Source organism: Ruegeria sp. CI1 (assembly GCF_056536925.1).
Window position 1 is genome coordinate 42,689 of the sequence record NZ_JBQFQP010000018.1, and the last position, 19,419, is coordinate 62,107.

Consider the following 19,419-nt stretch of genomic DNA (forward strand, 5'->3'; position numbering starts at 1 on the left):
TTCAAAGACCCAGATCGGACAAGCCGGGATGATCGTCGGGGCGAGGGCCAAGCGGCCAGTGGAACAGGCGATCCTGCTCGGAAATCGGTAGATCGTTCAGCGATGCGTGGCGGTGTGCCATGCGGCCATCTTGAGCGAACTCCCAGTTCTCGTTCCCATAGGAGCGGAACCAATGCCGGCTGTCATTCCGCCATTCATAGGCATAGCGCACGGCGATACGGTTGTCGGAAAAGGCCCAGAGCTCCTTGATCAGACGATAGTCCAGTTCCGAATGCCATTTCCGGGCCAGAAAGGCATGGATCACATCGTGACCGGACAGGAACTCGGCTCGGTTCCGCCACTGGCTGTCGTCGGTGTAAGCTGGCGTCACGATATCCGGGTTGCGGCTGTTCCACGCGTTTTCGGCCATTCGCACCTTTTGCGCGGCGGTTTCCAGCGTGAAGGGCGGAAGAGGAGGGCGGTTCATATGAAAGGTCGCTTTCAGGCAAGAGTGGCGACGAGTATCGCCAGGGCCAGCAGAACTGGCAGATGTTGAGGGGGAAACAGACTGGCGCGGCGTCGCATGGTTTATCTCCGAGTGCGTACTGATCGGTAAACTTAAGCCCTAAAGTGTACTGATCGGTAAATGATTTCAAGTGTGAAACGGAAAAAAGTGTCTGTGCCTGAATGCTGAAGTGGTTAAGATGCAGATTTCTAAGGGTTTTGGCAGAGCATTTGCCTTCTGCGTCCTCGGGAACTATGTACTGTTCGGTACACTATGGAGCCGAATCATGCGTCCGAACAAACGGGATGAACTGGTCCGAAAAGCGCTGCAGGTCTTCTACCGCGATGGATTTCATGCCACCGGAATGGACAAGCTTGTGACGGAAACCGGAGTCTCAAAGACCTCGATGTACAAGCACTTCCGCACAAAGGAAGAGTTAATCCTTGCCGCACTGAGACTTCGGGACGAGAATTTCCGAAACTGGTTCCTGCGCCGCATCCAGGAACTGGCGGATACGCCTGCCGGACAACTTCTTGCGGGCTTTGATGCGCTGGCCGAATGGTTCGAAGAAGACGGTTATCGCGGTTGCATGTTCATCAAGGCTGGGGCCGAGTACCAGGAAAAGGATCACCCGATCCATGCGCAAGCTGCTGAACACAAGCGGCTGATTTTGAATCACATTGTTCATCTGGCCCGCCAAGCAGGTGCCCGGAATCCGGAAAAGTTGGGAAGCCAGCTTTTGTTGCTCAAGGAAGGCGCAATCGTGTCTTCAGTTTTGCTGAACACCAGTCAGCCCGCGATGGATGCCAAAGATGCGGCCGAGGTATTGTTGAAGGCCGCGCTGACGTGACGGGGGCCGAGCTATTCGCCACTCAACCTCATTTGGCGCACAGCAAGATCGCGCATGATCTCCTCCGAGCCGCCACCTATGGCCATGACCTTGACCTCACGCCAGACCCGTTCGACCGGGTTGCCTGACATATACCCGGCCCCGCCGAAAACCTGTAACGCTTCGGAGGTGACGAATTCCAGTGCTTTGCTCGCCTGCACCTTGGACTTGGCAATCTCGGCGGCCGGCATCAGGCCTTGACTAATGCCCCAGCATATCCGCTCAAGATAGGCTTCGATCATATCGATCCGGGCCGACATCTCGGCGAATTTGTGAGCTATCACCTGATGTTCAATCAGGTATTTACCGAACGTCCGACGTTGTCTCGCCCACTCAAGCGCTGATTTGTAACACAGCCGCATCATCCCCAAGCTGCCCGCAACCATGGCAAGGCGTTCGTGGTTGAAGTTGCTCATTATCGCGAGAAAGCCCTTGTTCTCGGGTCCGATCAGGGCCGGTGCCGGAACCAGGCAATTGTCGAAATTTAGCATAGCCTGCTCTGAGCAGTGCCATCCCATCTTTTCTCCCAGAGGTGTGCGGGAGAAGCCGGGTGTGTCGGCCTCGATCAGGAACAACGAGATTCCGGTCAGGCCGGACCCGCCGGTTCGGGCACCCACGACGAACCACTGTGAGTCCATGCCACCTGTTATGAACGCCTTGGCGCCGTTCAGCACCCAGCCATGCGACGTGCGCTCGGCTTTCATTTTCAGGTTTGCCACGTCCGACCCGCCGCCCGGCTCGGTGATTGCCAGTGAAGAATTCATCCGTCCGGCCACGATCTCCGGGACCACTGTCTGCTTGAATTCTTCACTGGCAAACTGAACGATCGGTCCCAGCGAAATCATGCGCCCGCCAACAGCGGCCGCCACGCCCGACGCGCCACAGCCAAACGCAAGTTCGGTATAGTCGGCGCGCATAAAGGCGTCGTCAAAACCCAACCCGCCAAATTCCTCGGGGATGCCGAAACCAAATACACCCAAAGCCCCCAGTTTTTGGTGCAACTCCAACGGGACTGCCCGTTTCGCTTCCCACTGATCGACGAAAGGTCTGACTTCGCTGTCAAAAAACCGTGCGAGATTGGCGCGATACGCCTCGCGTTCGGGCGTCACGAAGGGCGAAAGGCAGGTCAAGGTATCTTCTTCCCCGGGGTGCGGGCATGTTCCGTGGCGTCGCAATCCATCGCCGCCCGTTGACCGCTTGCGTGCATGGCGGCAACCTAAAAACACAGCGGGCGATCTGAAAAGCGCGGCCCGCGGCAAAGCTGCAAGAATGTCGCGCGACGCCGGATCGGTCGCACGTTGTCAACGGAGGGGCGCCATGGCTTTCATCAGCCGGGTTGAACGCGACAGCGAAACATTCGCCCGAAATCGGGCAGATATGCTGGCGATGGTGGATGAGTTGCGCACGCTCGAAGCCCGCGCCGTTGCCCTATCCGAACAGCGGCGCGACAGAATGGCCGAGCGCGGCCAACTGACCCCGCGAGACAGGATGGCTACTCTGCTGGATCCGGGCATGCCGTTTTTGCAGTTGCACAGTCTGGCTGGATATCTGGTGGACACGGATGATCCGACAAAATCGGTGCCCGGCGCATCGGTCATTGCCGGAATCGGTTTTGTCTCGGGGGTGCGATGCATGATCGTTGTCGATGACAGCGGCATCAAGGCAGGCGCAATGGTCGAGATGACGGCTGCGGCCTTTTTGTCGGCGCAGGAAATCGCGTTGAAACAAAAACTCCCCTTCGTGCATCTGGTGGAAAGCGCCGGGGCAAACCTGATGGAATACCGAGTCGAACTGTGGGCCAATGGCGGCAAGCTGTTCCGCAATCTGGCGCGGCTTTCGACGGCAGGTCTGCCCAATCTGGCGGTTCTGCACGGTCCTTCGACTGCGGGCGGGGCCTATATGCCTGGGCTGGCAGATTATGTGATTGGCGTCAAAAAGAACGGCATGGCGGCTCTTGCCGGAGTAGCTTTGGTGCATGCCGCGACCGGTGAAAAGGCCAATGACCGTGATCTTGGCGGCTCTGAGATGCATGCGCAGACCAGCGGTCTGGTCGAATATCTGGCCGAGGACGACGCACATGGGATCGAAATCGCGCGCGATGTCGTGCGCCGCTTGGACTGGAACAAATCTCTTCTCCAGCCACGGGCGCGCGAGATCGCGCAACCTAAATACGACATCGGCGATATAGCCGGGCTAGTGCCAATCGACTACCGTGTTCCCTATGATATGCGCGAGGTGGCGGCGCGCATCGTCGACAGCTCGGACTTTCAAGATTTCAAGCCGCGCTACGGTGCCTCGACTGTTTGTCTTCAGGCGGCGATCAACGGCATTTCGGTGGGTATCATCGGCAACAACGGTCCGATCGATCCGGCAGGTGCAACCAAGGCCGCGCAATTCATTCAGCTGTGCGGCCAGTCCGATATTCCAATCATTTTTCTGAACAACACAACCGGCTACATGGTTGGCACCGAATACGAGCAGGCGGGGATGATCAAACACGGCGCCAAGATGATACAGGCGGTAACTTCGGTCGATGTGCCGCGTATCACACTCTATATTGGGGCGAGTTTCGGTGCCGGAAATTATGGAATGTCGGGGTTTGCTTACGAGCCCGATTTCCTGTTTGCCTGGCCCAACGCCACAACCGGCGTCATGGGTGGCGAACAGGCGGCCGCCACAATGGCAATTGTGGCCCGCGCTGGAGCCAGACGCAAGGGCGAGGAAGTGGATGGAGCGCAGATGGAAAAGCAAAGCGCGCTGATTGCCGCGCATTTCGACCGTCAGGCAGGAGCATTCTATACTTCGGGGCGATGCCTTGACCATGGTGTCATTGACCCGCGCGACACCCGCCGCGTGCTGGGTTTCTGTCTGGAAACCTGCCTGGAAGGACGCGCGCGCAAGGTCAAACCCGGAGCATATGGCGTGGCGAGGTTTTGAGCATGGTTTTCGACACGATACTTGTCGCCAACCGGGGCGAGATTGCCGCGCGCGTGATCCGCGCGGCGCGTGATCTGGGTTTGCGAACCGTTGCCGTATTCACCAGCGCCGATGCCGCCTCTCCACATTTGCAACTGGCCGATCATTCCATCTGGATCGGTGAAGGGCCGGTTGCAGACAGCTATTTGTGTGCGCGAAAAATTCTGGACGCGGCAAAACGGGCCAACGCCGGGGCGATCCACCCCGGATACGGGTTTCTCTCCGAAAACGCCGAGTTCGCCGAAGCTGTGGCCAAGGCTGGGTTGACATTCATCGGCCCCGGTCCGGAAGCCATCCGGGCAATGGGCAACAAGGCCGAGGCCAAGCGCCTGATGAGAGCGGCCGGCGTGCCCTGCGTGCCCGGCTACGAAGGTGGGGATCAATCCGACGCTGCGTTTGCAAAGGCAGCGGAGGGGATAGGCTATCCACTGATGATCAAGGCGGCGGCTGGCGGTGGTGGGCGCGGCATGCGGTTGGTCAACGCTCCCGTGGAACTGGAAAATGCTCTGGCGCGGGCCAGATCCGAGGCTGCGAATGCCTTTGGCTCGCAAGAGTTGATCTTGGAAAAAGCCATTATCGCTCCGCGCCACGTCGAGTTTCAGATTTTTGCCGACGGCGATGGTAACGTTATTCACCTTGGCGAGCGCGACTGTTCGATTCAGAGGCGGCATCAGAAGATCATCGAAGAGGCCCCATGCCCGGTGATGACACCGGATCTGAGGGACCGCATGGGGGCCGCCGCCGTCGAAGCCGCGCGCGCTGTTGATTACCTGAGCGCGGGTACAGTGGAATTCCTGCTTGATGCCGAGGGTGAGTTCCATTTTCTCGAAATGAACACCCGGCTGCAGGTCGAGCATCCGGTGACCGAAATGATCACCGGCCTTGATCTGGTAGCCATGCAAATAACCGTGGCGCAGGGTGTCCCTCTGGAAATGGGTCAGAGTGATGTGACCCTGAACGGTCACGCGATCGAGGCACGTCTCTATGCCGAAGACCCCGGCAACGGGTTTCTCCCGGCAACAGGCCCGGTTCATCTGTGGCGCCCTGCAAGTGGCCCCGGGATTCGCGTGGATGCCGGGATTGCCCAAGGACAGTCGATCACTCCTCACTACGATCCGCTGTTGGCCAAGATCGTTGCCCATGGACCCACACGTGAGGTCGCGAGAGCGAGGTTGATCCGTGCCCTGCAAGATACCGTCTTATTGGGAACCGTGACAAATGCGGGATTACTGACGGACATCCTGAGCGAACCGGATTTCGTTCAGGGCAAAGCAACGACGGCCTTCTTGAACGGCAGCACTGTCGCACAGAACTCCGCCCCCCAAGCTTCCGGACAGATCGCCCTGGCCGTTGCGCTGCTACTCGAAGACGCGCGGGCACTTGCTCTTGCACGCGCCGGTTTTGTTGCGCCGGATCAATTGGGATGGTCGAACACTCGGATTCCGCCCCGCAAGCTTTCCGCACTTCTGTCCGGTGCGCTGGTAGAGTTTTCTGTAACCTCCAATCCGGGAGGCTGGAGGATTGCGGTGGATGGCCAGACCTTCGACGTGGAAATGGAATGTAACGGCCCCGAGGTCGTAGCCCGAATTAACGACGACCAGATACGGGCGGTGGCCCACGTCGCCGATGGCGAGGTGATGCTGGCGATGGGGGGTGACCGGCTTACGCTGCGCCTGCAACGGGCAGGGCATACCGAAGAGGAGGGATCAGATGGGGGAGGTATCACCGCTCCGATGCCGGGGCTAGTGCAAATTCTAAGCGTGAGTGCGGGCGCGAAAGTGCGCAAGGGACAGACGCTGGCGGTGCTTGAGGCGATGAAAATGCAGCAACAGATCCTGGCCCCGCAGGATGGTTGCGTGGTTCGGGTGCATATTGTGGCGGGACAACAAGTGTCCGCCGGTGATCTGATGTTTGAGATCGAAGAGGAAAAATGATGGAGCAGGCAGGGGATTTTCTGGAAGAAAGCGAGGTGCTGGACAAGGTTTTGACGGATGTGTCGGGCGATCAATGGGACATCGTTACCCAGTTCAAGGAATGGACGCTGAACGATGTGCTGGTTCACCTGCATTTCTGGAACGGTATGGCCGATCTATCCTTGCGGGATCAGGACGCGTTTCAGGCCCGTGTTGCCGAAACTTTGGCCGGGATCGAGACAGCGGGGTTCCGGGCCACGGAAAACGCGATGGTCCCCGAGAGAAGAGAGGAGCTGCGCGCTGCGTGGCGCACACTCTACCGCGACATGGGTGTGCGTTGGGCTGAGCTTGACCCCAAGCAGCGGTTGAAATGGGTCGGGCCCGATATGTCTGTCCGCTCTTCGATCACCGCGCGGCAGATGGAAACATGGGCGCATGGACAGGCGGTATTCGACATTCTTGGCGCCCGGCGGCAGGAAACGGACAGGATCAGGAATATCGTGATCCTTGGGGTCAACACTTTTGGTTGGGCCTATAAAGTACATGGGCACGAGGTGCCAAATGTCATGCCGCGTTTGGAACTGACCGCGCCGTCCGGCGCAGTTTGGGAATTTGGCGACAGCAGTGAGAACAGAATAACCGGCTCGGCGGTGGAGTTCTCGCAGGTCGTCACCCAAACCCGCAATATCGCGGACACCAGCCTTCGCGTCGAGGGGGCGGTTGCGCAGGAGTGGATGTGCATCGCACAGTGCTTTGCAGGCGGACCCGAAACGCCCCCGCCTCCAGGCCTGCGCCGTCGAAATACGACCTGAGCGCCAGAGACGTTGCGTTGCGACGTTCAAGACGCGGCGTCACCACAGTTGGCGGGATGCGGTCGTACGGATAGCGTGTCGGAAAACTCGGATCGGAGGAGCAGGAATGACTCTGTTTACCAGCACAGCCAGTTGGGTCACTGACGAACACCGCATGTTCGCCGAAATGGCGGGGCGGTTTCTGGACGCCGAGCTTGCGCCCAATATCGAAACCTGGGTTGACAACGGTGTAGTGGACCGTGAGTTCTGGCGGAAAGCGGGCGCTACCGGCCTGATGGCGGGCGCCATTCCCGAAGAGTATGGCGGCGTCGGCGGCGGTATGGGGTTCGATGCTGTCACCATCTATGAACAGACCTCACGCGGGGATGCGGGTTGGGGCTATGGTATCCAGTCGATCGTGACCCACTACATCACCGCCTATGGCAGTGAGGATCAGAAACAGAAATGGCTGCCCAAGCTTGCCTCGGGCGAAATGGTGGGTGCCATCGCCATGACCGAACCGGGCACAGGCTCTGATTTGCAAGCGGTTCGTACCACAGCCGATAGGGACGGAAACTCCTATCGCATCAACGGCTCCAAAATTTTCATTACAAATGGCCAGACCGCCGACCTGGTGATCGTAGTTGCCAAAACCGACAGGAACCAAGGCGCCAAGGGCGTGTCGCTGATCGCCGTCGAAACCGACGGGGCGGGTGGGTTCCGGCGTGGGCGCAATCTCAAGAAGCTGGGGATGAAGGCCAACGACACGGCCGAGCTGTTCTTTGAAGATGTCAAAGTGCCGATGACCAACCTGATCGGCCCGGAGGAGGGGCAGGGCTTTTATCAATTGATGAAGCAACTGCCGTGGGAACGCCTGACCATCGGCATCATGGCGCTGGGCGCCATCGATTTCGCCCTCGCCGAGACCGTGAAATACGTGCAGGAGCGCAAGGCCTTCGGTCAACGCGTCATGGATTTCCAGAACACCCGTTTCAAGCTGGCCGAATGCAAGACCAAGGCCGAGGTGCTACGCAGTTTCGTCAACGACTGCATCGCCAAGCTGGACCGCGGAGAGCTGGATGCCGCCACTGCCTCGATGGTGAAATACTGGGGCTCCGAGGTGCAGAACGAAATCATGCACGAATGCCTGCAGCTTTTCGGAGGCTACGGTTTCATGATGGAATATCCCATTGCGCGGCTCTACGCCGATGCGCGGGTGCAAATGATCTATGGCGGAACCAACGAGGTGATGAAGGAACTCATCGCCCGGTCGATTGACGTCTAGTCCCGACGGAGGTTGTTTAACGGAGCACCTTCAGCGCTCTCGGCTTATTCTGGATGAGGGACGCTGTCCCTCATACTCCCTGGAGAATTTATCACCAGAAAGAAGCGGGATTTCTGCCCGCACTTAGCCGTGTTTTCGGGGCAGAAGTTGAGCTTCAAGCCAGTTCCGGAATGACTTCAACGGTGCCGATGCGGCCTTGTTCTGCGGCCAGACCAGATAATAGTCACCAAGACTGACGCGGGGGGCGTCGAAGGCAGGGACCAGCCTGCCATTTTCGATGTCCTGAGCCACCAGATAGCTGGGCAGCAAGGCCACACCCAACCCGTGAATGGTTGCCTGTATCATTGTCGAAAACTGATCGAACAACATTCCCTTGAGACCGCTTGCCTTAGTGTTCTGAGCTTCGAACCAGCGCTCCCATGCGTCCGGACGCGTATCCAGATGCAGCAAGGGTGCATTCAGTAGCCAATCGGCGGTGGAGTCATCGGGCCGTAAATGAGGCGCACAGACTGGCAGGACTTCTTCACGCATGATCCTGAGGTAGCTGACCCCGGCCCAATCCTGACGCCCGAAATGAATGGCAGCATCAAATGGTTCCACCGCGAAATCGAATGGTTTCAGCCGCGTATTCAGGTTCACCGAAACTTCCGGGTGCTGCCGTGCGAAATCCTGAAGGCGAGGTGCCAACCAATGCATTCCGAACGCTGGCAGGATCGAAAGATGCAGCGAGCCACCGGTGGGGTTGGCCTTGAGCTTGAGCGAGGCTTGCGCCAGTTGATGCAGCGCGCCGCGCGCAGTTTGTACATATTCTCTTGCGGCTGGCGTCAGTTGCAGACGCATTTGATTGCGCTGGATCAGGTTGACGCCCAATTGTTCCTCTACGGCTTTCAACTGACGGCTGATAGCGCTTTGTGTCAGCGACAACTCGTCTGCGGCAGCTGACGCGCTTCCTAAACGATCCACGGCTTCCAGGGCCAAAAGCGAAGAGATCGAAGGCAAAAACCGTCGTGGTGCAATCATATGACTTTCCCTCATGCCTTTGAAATGGAATATCATTGGATTTTTGCGCTGAATAGGCGGAGAAAGGCAAGAATCGCAAGTATCGAAGGTGAATTGGCATGACTTATCAGAACAATTCTTCAGGGTTTCAGCGCGCCGGACGGCTTGATGGGATCGAACTGTCAGAAATCGTTCAGATTTCGGAACATGCCGCGCGCCTGCGGACGCAGGGCGTTGATGTGATTGCGCTGAGTACGGGGGAGCCAGACTTCCCGACACCGGCCCATGTGGTCGAAGCCGCTCATCGCGCAGCACTGGAAGGGCAGACCCGTTATCCCGCCACTGCCGGAACACCTTCGTTGCGCGCGGCCATCGCCGCAGAAGCTGAAGCCGAGGCCGCCAATGTGATTGTTTCCACTGGCGCCAAACAAGTGCTGGCGGGTGCGTTTCTGGCCACACTCGATTCAGGCGACGAGGTTATCACCACGGCACCTTTCTGGACCAGCTATGCCGATATGGTGAAATTGGCGGGCGGGATGCCGGTGGTTCTGGATTGCCCCGGTGAGCAGGGATTTAAGTTGACGCCTGAGCAGTTGGAGGCTGCGATAACCCCGCGCACCCGCTGGGTGTTGCTGAATACCCCTTCGAACCCGACCGGCGCGGTTTATTCCGAGGGAGAGTTGCAGGCGCTGGGCGCGGTGTTGGAACGGCATCCCAATGTCTGGGTGATCTCCGACGAAATCTATCAGCATCTCTCGTACGTTCCCTTCACTCCTTTCGTGCAGGCGGTGCCGTCGCTGGCTGGCCGCACGTTGACCGTGAACGGCGTGTCCAAAGCCTATTCCATGACCGGCTGGCGCATTGGCTGGGGCATCGGCCCGGCACCACTGATCAAGGCGATGGTGGCGGTGCAGGGGCAAATCACGTCGGGTGCTTGTTCGATTGCGCAGGCCGCGGCGCTGGAGGCGATCACAGGGCCACAAGAGTTGCTGACGGAACGCCGGGCCGAGATGCAGGCGCGCCGCGACCTTGTGGTTTCCGGACTGAACGCGGCCGGTCTGGCCTGTGCCAAACCGGATGGGGCGTTCTATGTCTTTCCGAAGACACCCGTCAAAATGCCTGTGGATCATGAGTTCTGCAGTTATCTTCTGGACGAGGTGGGCGTTGCGCTGGTGCCGGGGCGCGCCTTCGGGATGCCTGGGCATTTGCGCCTGTCTTTCGCCTATGCAACAGACAGCCTGACCGAAGGGCTTGCACGTATCGCCCGCGCTGTCGAAGCACTGTAACAAGACCTGAAAAAAAGACCGAGCCATGGACCGCGCCCAAATCGTTCACGACAATTTCCTGACCCGTGTTGCCGAACGCGACCTGCCTGCCGGAGCACTGCCGCAGCCGGGGCTGAACGGGACCGACGCGGTCTCGCTGTTCCGGTCTCAGGTGCTCAGCCGCGCGCTTGACCGGACTAGCCGGGCGATGCAGAAGTCGGGGCAGGGGTTTTATACCATCGGCTCGTCGGGTCATGAGGGGATGGCAGCAGTGGCTCATGCCCTGCGTCCAACAGATATCGCTTTTCTGCACTATCGCGATGCGGCCTTTCAAATTGCCCGCGCCGAGCAGGTGCCCGGCCAGCAGATCGCTTGGGACATGCTGCTGAGCTTTGCCTGTTCCAAGGAAGATCCGACCTCTGGCGGGCGGCACAAGGTACTGGGGTCAAAGGCGTTGATGATCCCGCCGCAGACCTCGACGATCGCCAGCCATCTGCCCAAGGCAGTAGGTGCCGCCTATAGTCTGGGGGCCGCGCGCAGGCATGACCCGGAACATCGTCAACTGCCCGAGGACGGGATTGCCATGTGTTCTTTCGGCGATGCCTCGGCCAACCACTCGACGGCTCAGGGGGCAATCAACACGGCCGGGTGGACCAGTGTGCAATCGACTCCGCTGCCGCTATTGTTCGTGTGCGAGGACAACGGTATCGGTATCTCGACCAGGACACCCAAGGGCTGGATTCAGGCGTCGATGGAGCATCGACCGGGGATCAGGTATTTTCAGGCCAACGGGCTCGATATTTTTGAGACCTATGCGGTTGCCCTTGAAGCCGCCAATTATGTGCGCTCGCGGCGAAAGCCGGCGTTTCTGCATCTCAAGACCGTGCGCCTTTACGGCCATGCGGGCGCAGATGTGCCGACAACTTATCTGGGCAAGGCTGAGGTCGAGGCGGACGAGGCCAATGATCCGCTGTTGCACACGGTGCGACTGCTGGATCAGGCCGGGGCGCTGTCGCCCGATCAGGCGCTGAAGATCTATGAAGAGACCTGCGCCCGTACAGATCGCATCGCTGCGGAGGCCGCCAGCCGTCCGCATCTGGCCAATGCGACCGAGGTAGTGGCCAGTTTGATCCCGCCCAAGCGCGCCTGCAAACCTACCAACGGACCCAGCGCCGAAGCCCGCGCCGCCGCATTCGGTGGCGACATGCGTGCGCTGGGCGATCCGCAGCCGATGAGCCGTCTGATCAACTGGGCGCTGACGGACCTGATGCTGGAACACGGTGAGATCGTCTGTATGGGCGAAGATGTGGGGCGCAAGGGTGGCGTTTATGGCGTCACACAGAAGCTGCAACAGCGGTTCGGTTCCGATCGGGTGATCGACACATTGCTGGATGAACAGTCCATTCTGGGGCTGGCCATCGGTATGGGGCACAACGGCTTCATTCCGATCCCGGAAATCCAGTTCCTGGCCTATCTCCACAATGCCGAGGACCAGATCCGGGGCGAGGCCGCAACATTGCCATTCTTCTCGAATGGACAATTCACCAACCCGATGGTGCTGCGCATCGCCGGGCTGGGGTATCAGAAAGGTTTTGGCGGGCATTTCCACAATGACAACTCGCTTGCCGTCCTGCGGGATATTCCCGGAGTGATCATTGCCTGCCCATCGACAGGGGCGGATGCGGCACAGATGCTGCGCGAGTGCGTACGGCTAGCGCGGGAAGAGCAGCGGGTGGTCGTTTTCCTGGAACCCATCGCGCTTTATCCGATGCGCGACCTGCACGAAGGACAGGATGGGGGGTGGATGACCACCTATCCTTCGCCCGACCAACGGATCGGATTGGGCGAGGTCGGCGTGCATGGTGACGGCACCGACCTGGCTGTCGTGACCTATGGCAACGGGCATTTCCTGTCGAAACAAGCTCTGCCCGAATTGCAGGCAGCGGGGGTGAAGACCCGGATCATCGACATGCGCTGGCTGGCGCCGATGCCGACCGACGCGCTGCGCGAGGCGACAAAGGGTTGTAAGCACGTCCTGATCGTCGACGAGTGCCGCCGCACAGGCAGCCAGTCCGAGGGGTTGATGACATTCTTCAGTGAGGAAATCGGTTCCGTTCCGACTGCTCGCGTCGTGGCTGAAGATTGTTTCATCGCGACCGGTCCGGCCTATTCTGCGCCCTTGCCGTCGAAAGACGGCATTGTTGCTGCTGCCCTGAATCTGACCGGAGCCCGCAAATGACCCGTACTGCCGTCGTGATCTGCCCCGGTCGGGGTACTTACAACAAGCCCGAGCTTGGCTATTTGCATCGCCACCACGGTGCCTGGATGGAAATGTTTCGCGGCTTCGACATCATCCGAGCAGAGGCCGGGCAAGAGGCGGTAACGGCACTGGATAGTGCCGCGCGTTACACTGTGGGCAAATACTCTCGTGGTGATGTTGCCTCACCCCTGATTTATGCGGCCTCGCTGGCAGACGCGAAGGCATTGGCCGGGGATATCGAAGTGTTGGCTGTGACCGGAAACTCGATGGGTTGGTATATTGCTCTGGCTGTCGCAGGAGCACTTAGTGCCGATGACGGGTTCCGGGTGGTCAACACCATGGGCACTTTGATGCAGGAACGCTTATTAGGCGGGCAACTGGTTTATCCTTTCAACGGAGAGGACTGGGTAAACGATCCTGAACGCAAGGCAGAGTTGCTCGCGCAGGTCTCACGCATCGACAGGGTCGGCGGGCAGGACCTGGCGCTTTCCATTGATCTGGGCGGGATGCTTGTGCTGGCAGGTAACGAGGCAGGGTTGGCGGCTTTTGAGGCCACGGTTCCGATGGTGCACGAACGGTTTCCGATGCGCCTGTCGAACCACGCGGCCTTTCACACCCGTCTGCAAGCGCCGGTCGCGGCCGAGGGGCGTAACCGCCTGGCAGCAGGTATGTTCCGCCAGCCTGACCGCCCGCTGATCGACGGGCGGGGTAAGATCTGGTGGCCGGGGGCGACCGATACCAGTGCTTTGTGGGGCTATACACTGGGCCATCAGGTGACCGAACCTTATGACTTTACGCGTGCCGTGCAGACGGCAGCGCGCGAATTCGCTCCGGATCTCTTCATCGTCACCGGGCCTGGGGCAACGCTGGGCGGGGCGGTTGCGCAGTCGCTGGTGCTGGCAAACTGGCGCGGTATGGCGGGCAAAGCGGATTTTCAGGCACGGCAGGAGGAAATCCCCATGCTGATCTCGATGGGCCGCGAGGATCAAAGGACTCTTGTCATCGACTGACTGCCGGAAAATTGTTTCGGTTGCGATATCCGAACAGATTGGAAGTGCTGATGGATTCTGAGAAAAGCCTGTGGCAGGAAACCTGCCGAGAAAAGACTGACGTGCGTGTGTTGAACGAAACGATTACCGTCGATCTTGCGGTAATCGGCGGAGGTTATACCGGCTGTTCCGCAGCGCTTCATGCGGCGCAAGTCGGGGCATCGGTCTGCCTGCTGGAAGCACATGACATCGGCCATGGTGGGTCGGGTCGTAACGTCGGACTGGCCAATGCTGGCCTTTGGTTGCCACCGGATGATATTCGTGCCCATCTTGGAACCGAGGCGGGAAACCGGCTGATCGCGCTATTGGCCGATGCACCTGCGCGGGTCTACGAGTTGATCAATTTGCACGGGATCGACTGTGATCCAGTCAGAAACGGAACTTTGCACTGCGCGCATTCCCCGTCCGGCCTCCGCAATCTGTCGCAACGCTGCGAACAACTGAACGCCTCCGGGGCGCCTGTGCAACTGTTGTCGGAGGCGGAAACCCGCAGGCGAACAGGAAGTGGTTCTTTTCACGGTGCCTTGTTCGATCCGCGCGCGGGAACAATTCAGCCGATGGCCTATGTTCGCGGGCTGGCGCGGGCGGCAACCGAGGCGGGGGCTCGGGTATTCACGCAAAGCGCGGTGCAATCACTGCGTCATGAAGGGGATATGTGGCATCTGTCGACACCATCCGGAGAGGTGCGGGCCAAAGCGCTGCTACAGTCGACAAATGCCTATCATCGTGATTTGACGCATACTGCACCGGCCTATGTACCGGTGTATTACTTCCAATATGCGACCGCGCCTTTGCCACAGGCGATGCGCGCGACCATCCTGCCCGGAGGTGAAGGATGCTGGGACACCGGGTTGATCATGACCTCTTTCAGGATGGATCAGGACGGGCGACTGGTGATCGGGGCGATGGGTGATCTGGGTAATGCGGGCAGTTTTGCCCATCGCAACTGGATCGTGCGCAAGATCGGTCAGTTATTCCCACAACTGGCGGATCAACCATTGACCGCTGGCTGGCACGGGCGCATTGCTATGACCTCTGACCATATACCGAAAATCACGCAGATCGGACCGAACGCCTTGGCCGTGCACGGCTATTCCGGTCGAGGTATCGGGCCGGGAACGGTGTTTGGCGCCATGTCCGCCCAAAGCCTGCTGTCAGGTGACCCCGAAATGCTGCCGGTTCCTGCCGTCGTGGAGCATCGCGAGAATTGGACCGGTCTGCGCCGCGCCTTTTTCGAAACCGGCGCGGTGCTGACGCACCTGGTCAAAGCAAGGTTCTGAGCGTTTCCGATCCTATCGCGGCAATCATGGTTGCAACTGAGATGCCAACGTTTCTATCCGACCACGCAACCATCGGTGCGCAGGGTCGCCGTTTGAACGTTGATGCCAGACCATGAAGATCTGCACCGGCTCGCAACGGAACGGCAGGGGCGCGCAATCGAGTGTTGCTAGCGGCCCCATTTTCATCAGTGCCGTGTCCGTCGAAATCAGGTCGCTACCGAGCAGAAAAGGTGGGATGGCGTTGAAATGGGGCAGGGTCACGGTCGGAGGGCGGATCTGGCTTTGATCGACGCCACGCATGACCACCTTGGCGCTGCGCCCGTCAGCAAAGCGAACTTCGACGTGTTCGGCGGCGCAATACTCTTCCCATGTCGCAGGTGGGGCGCGATGGCTTGCATCGAAATAGACCATTAGCGGGCTGGTCAGCAGCCGCTTCTGAAAGATATCCGGTCCGTCGGGCGGAAGCGGCGTCAGCATCAATTGGCAGCGGTCATTTCGCAAAATGGCGGCATCGGGAACGCCTGAAGGAACAAAATGCAGCCGCAGGCGCACACCGTCGGTGCGCGCGGCATTCAAAAGCCGGGGAAAGATCAGGTCTCGTTGCAGGTCGTTTGCCGCGATCTGGAAAGTCATCTCCTCAGATTGCGGATCGAATGGACGACCTTCGGTCAGGGTGTGCATTCCGTCGAGAATCTGTTGTACCGGTTCCTGCAGGGCGATGGCGCGTTCGGTGGGGGTTAGCCCCTGACCCGAACGTACAAAGAGCGGATCGCCCAGTACAATTCGCAGTTTCGACAGGGTGTGGCTGACGGCCGATTGCGTGACCCCAAGACGGTCGGCTGCCTTGGACACAGAACTCTCTTCGAGAATGGTCAGAAAGGTTCTCAGGACCTTGCCGTCGAGATCAGTGAAATCGAATTTGCTCATGCCGTATATGACTAACCATGAATGGTTTTGGTGTCCATTTCACAGTAGATGGGCGGTAAGGACAGGAGAACGCGATGGGATTCCGCTTTTTTTCCGACAAGAACCGGCCTGTGCACATGGGGCACTATCCGCTTGAACGGCTTGCGCGGGCGGCCGACCTGCCGGACCTTGCGCAGATACCAGAGATGGCGGAGTTGAGTTTTCACCGTCGGCAGACGCCAGAAAGCATTGTCAACGCGATGGGAGAGTTTCAGGCGATGCTGGATGCGATCCGCGACGGCTTCGTCAATCCGGCGGTGGCAGAGATCCCGGAAAATCCGCTTGAACGAGCCAATCATCTGAAATCATTTGGTTATTTCAATGATGCATCAATGATGGGATGCGGGCCGCTGCCGACTGAAGCGATGTTGTCCAATCCGCGCCGAAACCCCGATATCGACCGATTGGCTCATGCGCTCAGGACGCGCCAGACCAAGACTCTGGCCTCGGGCATTGACGTTATCATGGCCGACCTGAAGGACAGTATGGAGGCCGAACCGATCTCGATCGACAGCCACCGTCACGCCATCATTTTCCTGTATGAGCACAACCGAGATCCGGACCCGGATGAGTCGGGGTCTGAGTGGATTCTGGATGCACAGGATCACCGAGCCTGCCTGTTAGCTACTGAAAATGCTACAGTAATTGCCAATTACATTCGCCTTCTTGGGTTTGATGCGCGGGCGCATTCGGTGATGTCTTCGGATGTCGATCTGGGGAAATTGGCAGTTGCCGCCGGGTTGGTGACGGTCGAGGATGGTGTGTTGGTCGCCCCTTGGTTGGGCAGCCGGTTCGGGTTGGCGGCGGTGACGACCGAAATGGAGATTGCGCATGATCTGCCGTTGCGACCGATGGCCGAACAACCTTGGTTCCAAACCCAAGGCCCTGCCTGGTGGCTAGGTAAGGGATTTGCAAAAAATGCTTTCAACAGAGATCCTTACGCCAGGCGCCGCTATGTCGATGGGGCGCAGCCGTTCGAGAAGCTGAAACGGGTTGAGGAGCCGACGACCTATATCGACGAGGCTCATGTGGCGCGGGTTCCGAAACGTACAGATATGTTCGCGCGGGCGCAGTTCGGGGATATGGGCAGGGCGGTTCAGGACGGGGCCAAGGGCGGTCATTATGCGCGCAAATCCGCGCCCAGTTTCGCGCAAAGACGCGCACTTGGCGCTTTTGTACTGCTTCAGGATGGGGACTGTGCCGAAACGTACAAACCAAATGACGCCGATCGCAACGCCGCCAACCTGAAAGCGGCCAGCTATTTTCTGGGCGTCGACGCGGTCGGCCTCAGCCGCTGCCCGGACTGGGCCTGGTATTCGCATGACGCGACCGGCGAAGAGATCGTGCCGCCGCATGATCAGGCCGTCAGCATGATCATCGATCAGGGTTATGAGACGATGGAGGGCGCATCCGGCGACGACTGGATCAGCGTCGCGCAGTCGATGCGCGCCTATTTGCGGTTCTCGCTTTTGGGTGGGGTGATCGCGCAGCAGATCCGAAATCTGGGCTACAAGGCCAAGGCGCATACGGTGATGGATGGCGAGGTGTTGCAACCGCCGCTGTTGCTGCTGAGTGGTCTGGGCGAGGTCAGCCGCATTGGCGAGGTGATCCTGAACCCCTATCTGGGGCCGCGCCTGAAATCGGGCGTCGTGACCACGGACATGCCGATGGCCCATGACAAACCCATCGATTTCGGTCTGCAGAATTTCTGCGAAAGCTGCAACAAATGTGCCCGCGAGTGCCCGTCGGGCGCGATTACCGCGGGACCAAAGCGGATGTTCAACGGCTATGAAATCTGGAAATCGGATAGCCAGAAATGCGCGACCTATCGGATCACCACGCCGGGCGGGGCGATGTGCGGGCGCTGCATGAAAACCTGCCCGTGGAACCTTGAAGGGATCTTCAAGGAAAAACCGTTCCGCTGGGCCGCGATGAATATCTTGTCAGCCGCGCCTGCGCTGGCAAAGCTGGACGATGCCGTGGGTAATGGCGGGCTGAACGATGTCAAGAAATGGTGGTGGGATATCGAGTTGCAGGCGGATGGCGCCTATCGCCCTTCGGTGCATCCGTTGAACCGGCGCGGTCTGCAAAGGGAGCTGGAGCTGAAATACGAGGATCAGACGCTGGCCGTCTATCCCGCGCCGCTGGCGCCGCACCCTTGGCCCTATCCGTTTCCGATGGATCGCGAGGCCGGGATCGAGGCCTATGAGGCGATGGTCAGCGCCGAGGAACACAGGGCGCGCGTTGCTGCCGGGGATATGTCGGTTGTCCACCGCTATCGGATCGCGGGCGATGCCCCGGTGATGCGGGTGGAACTGACCCGGGTCGAGAAGATGACGGCGGATGTGACCAAGTTCGAATTCTCACCCATTGACGGCGTGCCGTTGCCGGAATGGACGGCGGGCGCACATCTGGACGTGCTGGTGGCGCCCGAGTTCCTGCGCCAGTATTCGATGTCGGGCGATCCGTCTGACCGGTCGAAATACCAGATCGGCGTGTTGCGCGAGGATCACGGGCGGGGCGGATCGGCCCTGATGCACAGAATCTTTCACGAGGGGCGCAAGGTTTTCATCTCGAAACCGATCAATCATTTCGAACTGGATGAAAGCGCGAGCAGGACATTCCTGATGGGCGGTGGCATCGGCATCACGCCGATGATCGCCTTTGCCCACCGGCTGTTTGCAATGGGCGCGGAGTTCGAGTTGCATTATTCTGCCAGCACGCAGGCCGGTGCGGGGTATCTGGACGATCTGGCGGCGATGCCCTGGGCGGACAGGGTGCGCTTGCATTTCTCGGACAAGGGCACGCGCGCCGATCTGGATGCGGTTCTGGCAGGCTACCAGCCGGGCTGGCACGTCTATACCTGTGGGCCGGATCGGTACATGGATGGCGTGATGGCGGCGGCTGAACGGCAGGGATTCCCCGAAGAGGCGCGGCATCTGGAATATTTCTCGGTTCCCGAACAGCCCGAATACGAAAATCACTCCTTTACGGTGCGGCTGGCGCGATCGGGGCGCGAATTCGTGGTGCCCGAGGACAAGGACGCCGCACAGGTTCTGAACGAGGCGGGCATTCATGTGGATGTGAAATGCGCCGACGGGATCTGCGGGGTGTGCAAATGCGGCCTGATCTCGGGCGAGGTGGAGCATCGCGATTTCGTGCTGTCGAAGAAACAGCGCGAAGGGTCGATCATCCTGTGCCAGAGCCGCGCCGCAGAACCGGACGGGGTGATCGAAATCGACCTTTGACGCCCGGGTCGCTG

At 59.4% G+C, this 19,419-nt stretch carries 14 protein-coding genes; 10 read left to right on the plus strand and 4 right to left on the minus strand.

The window, feature by feature from the left end; all coding sequences use genetic code 11:
• Position 1: 1 nt before the first annotated feature.
• Positions 2–466: a nuclear transport factor 2 family protein gene (locus tag ACR0LZ_RS18635; RefSeq protein ID WP_480751533.1), complete on the minus strand. Its 465-nt coding sequence runs from the start codon at positions 464–466 to the stop codon at positions 2–4.
• Positions 467–770: 304 nt separating this feature from the next.
• Between ACR0LZ_RS18635 and ACR0LZ_RS18640 the strand changes: the two genes are divergently transcribed.
• Positions 771–1,334, plus strand: a complete 564-nt coding sequence (locus ACR0LZ_RS18640) for a TetR/AcrR family transcriptional regulator (protein ID WP_480751534.1) — start codon at positions 771–773, stop codon at positions 1,332–1,334.
• A gap of 11 nt (positions 1,335–1,345) precedes the next feature.
• On the opposite strand, the gene ACR0LZ_RS18645 is transcribed toward ACR0LZ_RS18640, so the two are convergent.
• Positions 1,346–2,503 (minus strand): acyl-CoA dehydrogenase family protein, encoded by a 1,158-nt coding sequence (locus ACR0LZ_RS18645; RefSeq protein WP_480751536.1) that lies wholly within the window; start codon positions 2,501–2,503, stop codon positions 1,346–1,348.
• Positions 2,504–2,690: 187 nt separating this feature from the next.
• Here ACR0LZ_RS18645 and ACR0LZ_RS18650 point away from each other — a divergent pair, with 187 nt between their 5' ends.
• The 4 genes from ACR0LZ_RS18650 to ACR0LZ_RS18665 all read left to right on the plus strand — a co-directional run bounded on the left by ACR0LZ_RS18650 (position 2,691) and on the right by ACR0LZ_RS18665 (position 8,338).
• Positions 2,691–4,310, plus strand: a complete 1,620-nt coding sequence (locus ACR0LZ_RS18650; RefSeq protein WP_480751538.1) for an acyl-CoA carboxylase subunit beta — start codon at positions 2,691–2,693, stop codon at positions 4,308–4,310.
• A 2-nt stretch (positions 4,311–4,312) separates the two neighbouring features.
• Positions 4,313–6,283 carry an acetyl/propionyl/methylcrotonyl-CoA carboxylase subunit alpha gene (locus tag ACR0LZ_RS18655; RefSeq protein ID WP_480751539.1) on the plus strand — a complete coding sequence of 657 codons (1,971 nt, stop codon included), beginning with the start codon at positions 4,313–4,315 and terminating at the stop codon, positions 6,281–6,283.
• Entirely contained in the window at positions 6,280–7,074 is a 795-nt protein-coding gene (locus ACR0LZ_RS18660) for a TIGR03084 family metal-binding protein (protein WP_480751540.1), read from the plus strand. The genes ACR0LZ_RS18655 and ACR0LZ_RS18660 overlap by 4 nt, the downstream gene beginning before the upstream one ends.
• Before the next feature lie 106 nt (positions 7,075–7,180).
• Complete coding sequence (locus ACR0LZ_RS18665) at positions 7,181–8,338, plus strand: acyl-CoA dehydrogenase family protein (RefSeq protein ID WP_480751542.1); 1,158 nt, start codon at positions 7,181–7,183, stop codon at positions 8,336–8,338.
• 123 nt (positions 8,339–8,461) lie between these two features.
• Here ACR0LZ_RS18665 and ACR0LZ_RS18670 read toward each other — a convergent pair whose 3' ends face one another.
• Positions 8,462–9,358, minus strand: a complete 897-nt coding sequence (locus ACR0LZ_RS18670; protein ID WP_480751543.1) for a LysR substrate-binding domain-containing protein — start codon at positions 9,356–9,358, stop codon at positions 8,462–8,464.
• 98 nt (positions 9,359–9,456) lie between these two features.
• On the opposite strand from ACR0LZ_RS18670, the gene ACR0LZ_RS18675 reads away from it, so the two are divergent.
• From ACR0LZ_RS18675 to ACR0LZ_RS18690, 4 genes are read left to right on the plus strand one after another with little or no spacing between them, the layout of a single operon-like run.
• The gene (locus tag ACR0LZ_RS18675) at positions 9,457–10,623 is read left to right on the plus strand and encodes a pyridoxal phosphate-dependent aminotransferase (protein ID WP_480751545.1); all 1,167 of its coding nucleotides are present in this window, start codon (positions 9,457–9,459) and stop codon (positions 10,621–10,623) included.
• 25 nt (positions 10,624–10,648) lie between these two features.
• On the plus strand, positions 10,649–12,841 hold the full coding sequence (locus ACR0LZ_RS18680) for a dehydrogenase E1 component subunit alpha/beta (protein ID WP_480751546.1): 2,193 nt from the start codon (positions 10,649–10,651) through the stop codon (positions 12,839–12,841).
• Complete coding sequence (locus ACR0LZ_RS18685) at positions 12,838–13,872, plus strand: ACP S-malonyltransferase (RefSeq protein ID WP_480751547.1); 1,035 nt, start codon at positions 12,838–12,840, stop codon at positions 13,870–13,872. The genes ACR0LZ_RS18680 and ACR0LZ_RS18685 overlap by 4 nt, the downstream gene beginning before the upstream one ends.
• Before the next feature lie 50 nt (positions 13,873–13,922).
• Entirely contained in the window at positions 13,923–15,191 is a 1,269-nt protein-coding gene (locus ACR0LZ_RS18690) for an NAD(P)/FAD-dependent oxidoreductase (protein ID WP_480751549.1), read from the plus strand.
• A 24-nt stretch (positions 15,192–15,215) separates the two neighbouring features.
• Here the strand turns inward: ACR0LZ_RS18690 and ACR0LZ_RS18695 are convergent, their stop codons facing one another.
• On the minus strand, positions 15,216–16,118 hold the full coding sequence (locus ACR0LZ_RS18695) for a LysR family transcriptional regulator (RefSeq protein ID WP_480751550.1): 903 nt from the start codon (positions 16,116–16,118) through the stop codon (positions 15,216–15,218).
• A 74-nt stretch (positions 16,119–16,192) separates the two neighbouring features.
• Between ACR0LZ_RS18695 and ACR0LZ_RS18700 the strand changes: the two genes are divergently transcribed.
• On the plus strand, positions 16,193–19,405 hold the full coding sequence (locus tag ACR0LZ_RS18700) for a reductive dehalogenase (RefSeq protein WP_480751551.1): 3,213 nt from the start codon (positions 16,193–16,195) through the stop codon (positions 19,403–19,405).
• The last annotated feature ends 14 nt before the right edge of the window (positions 19,406–19,419 follow it).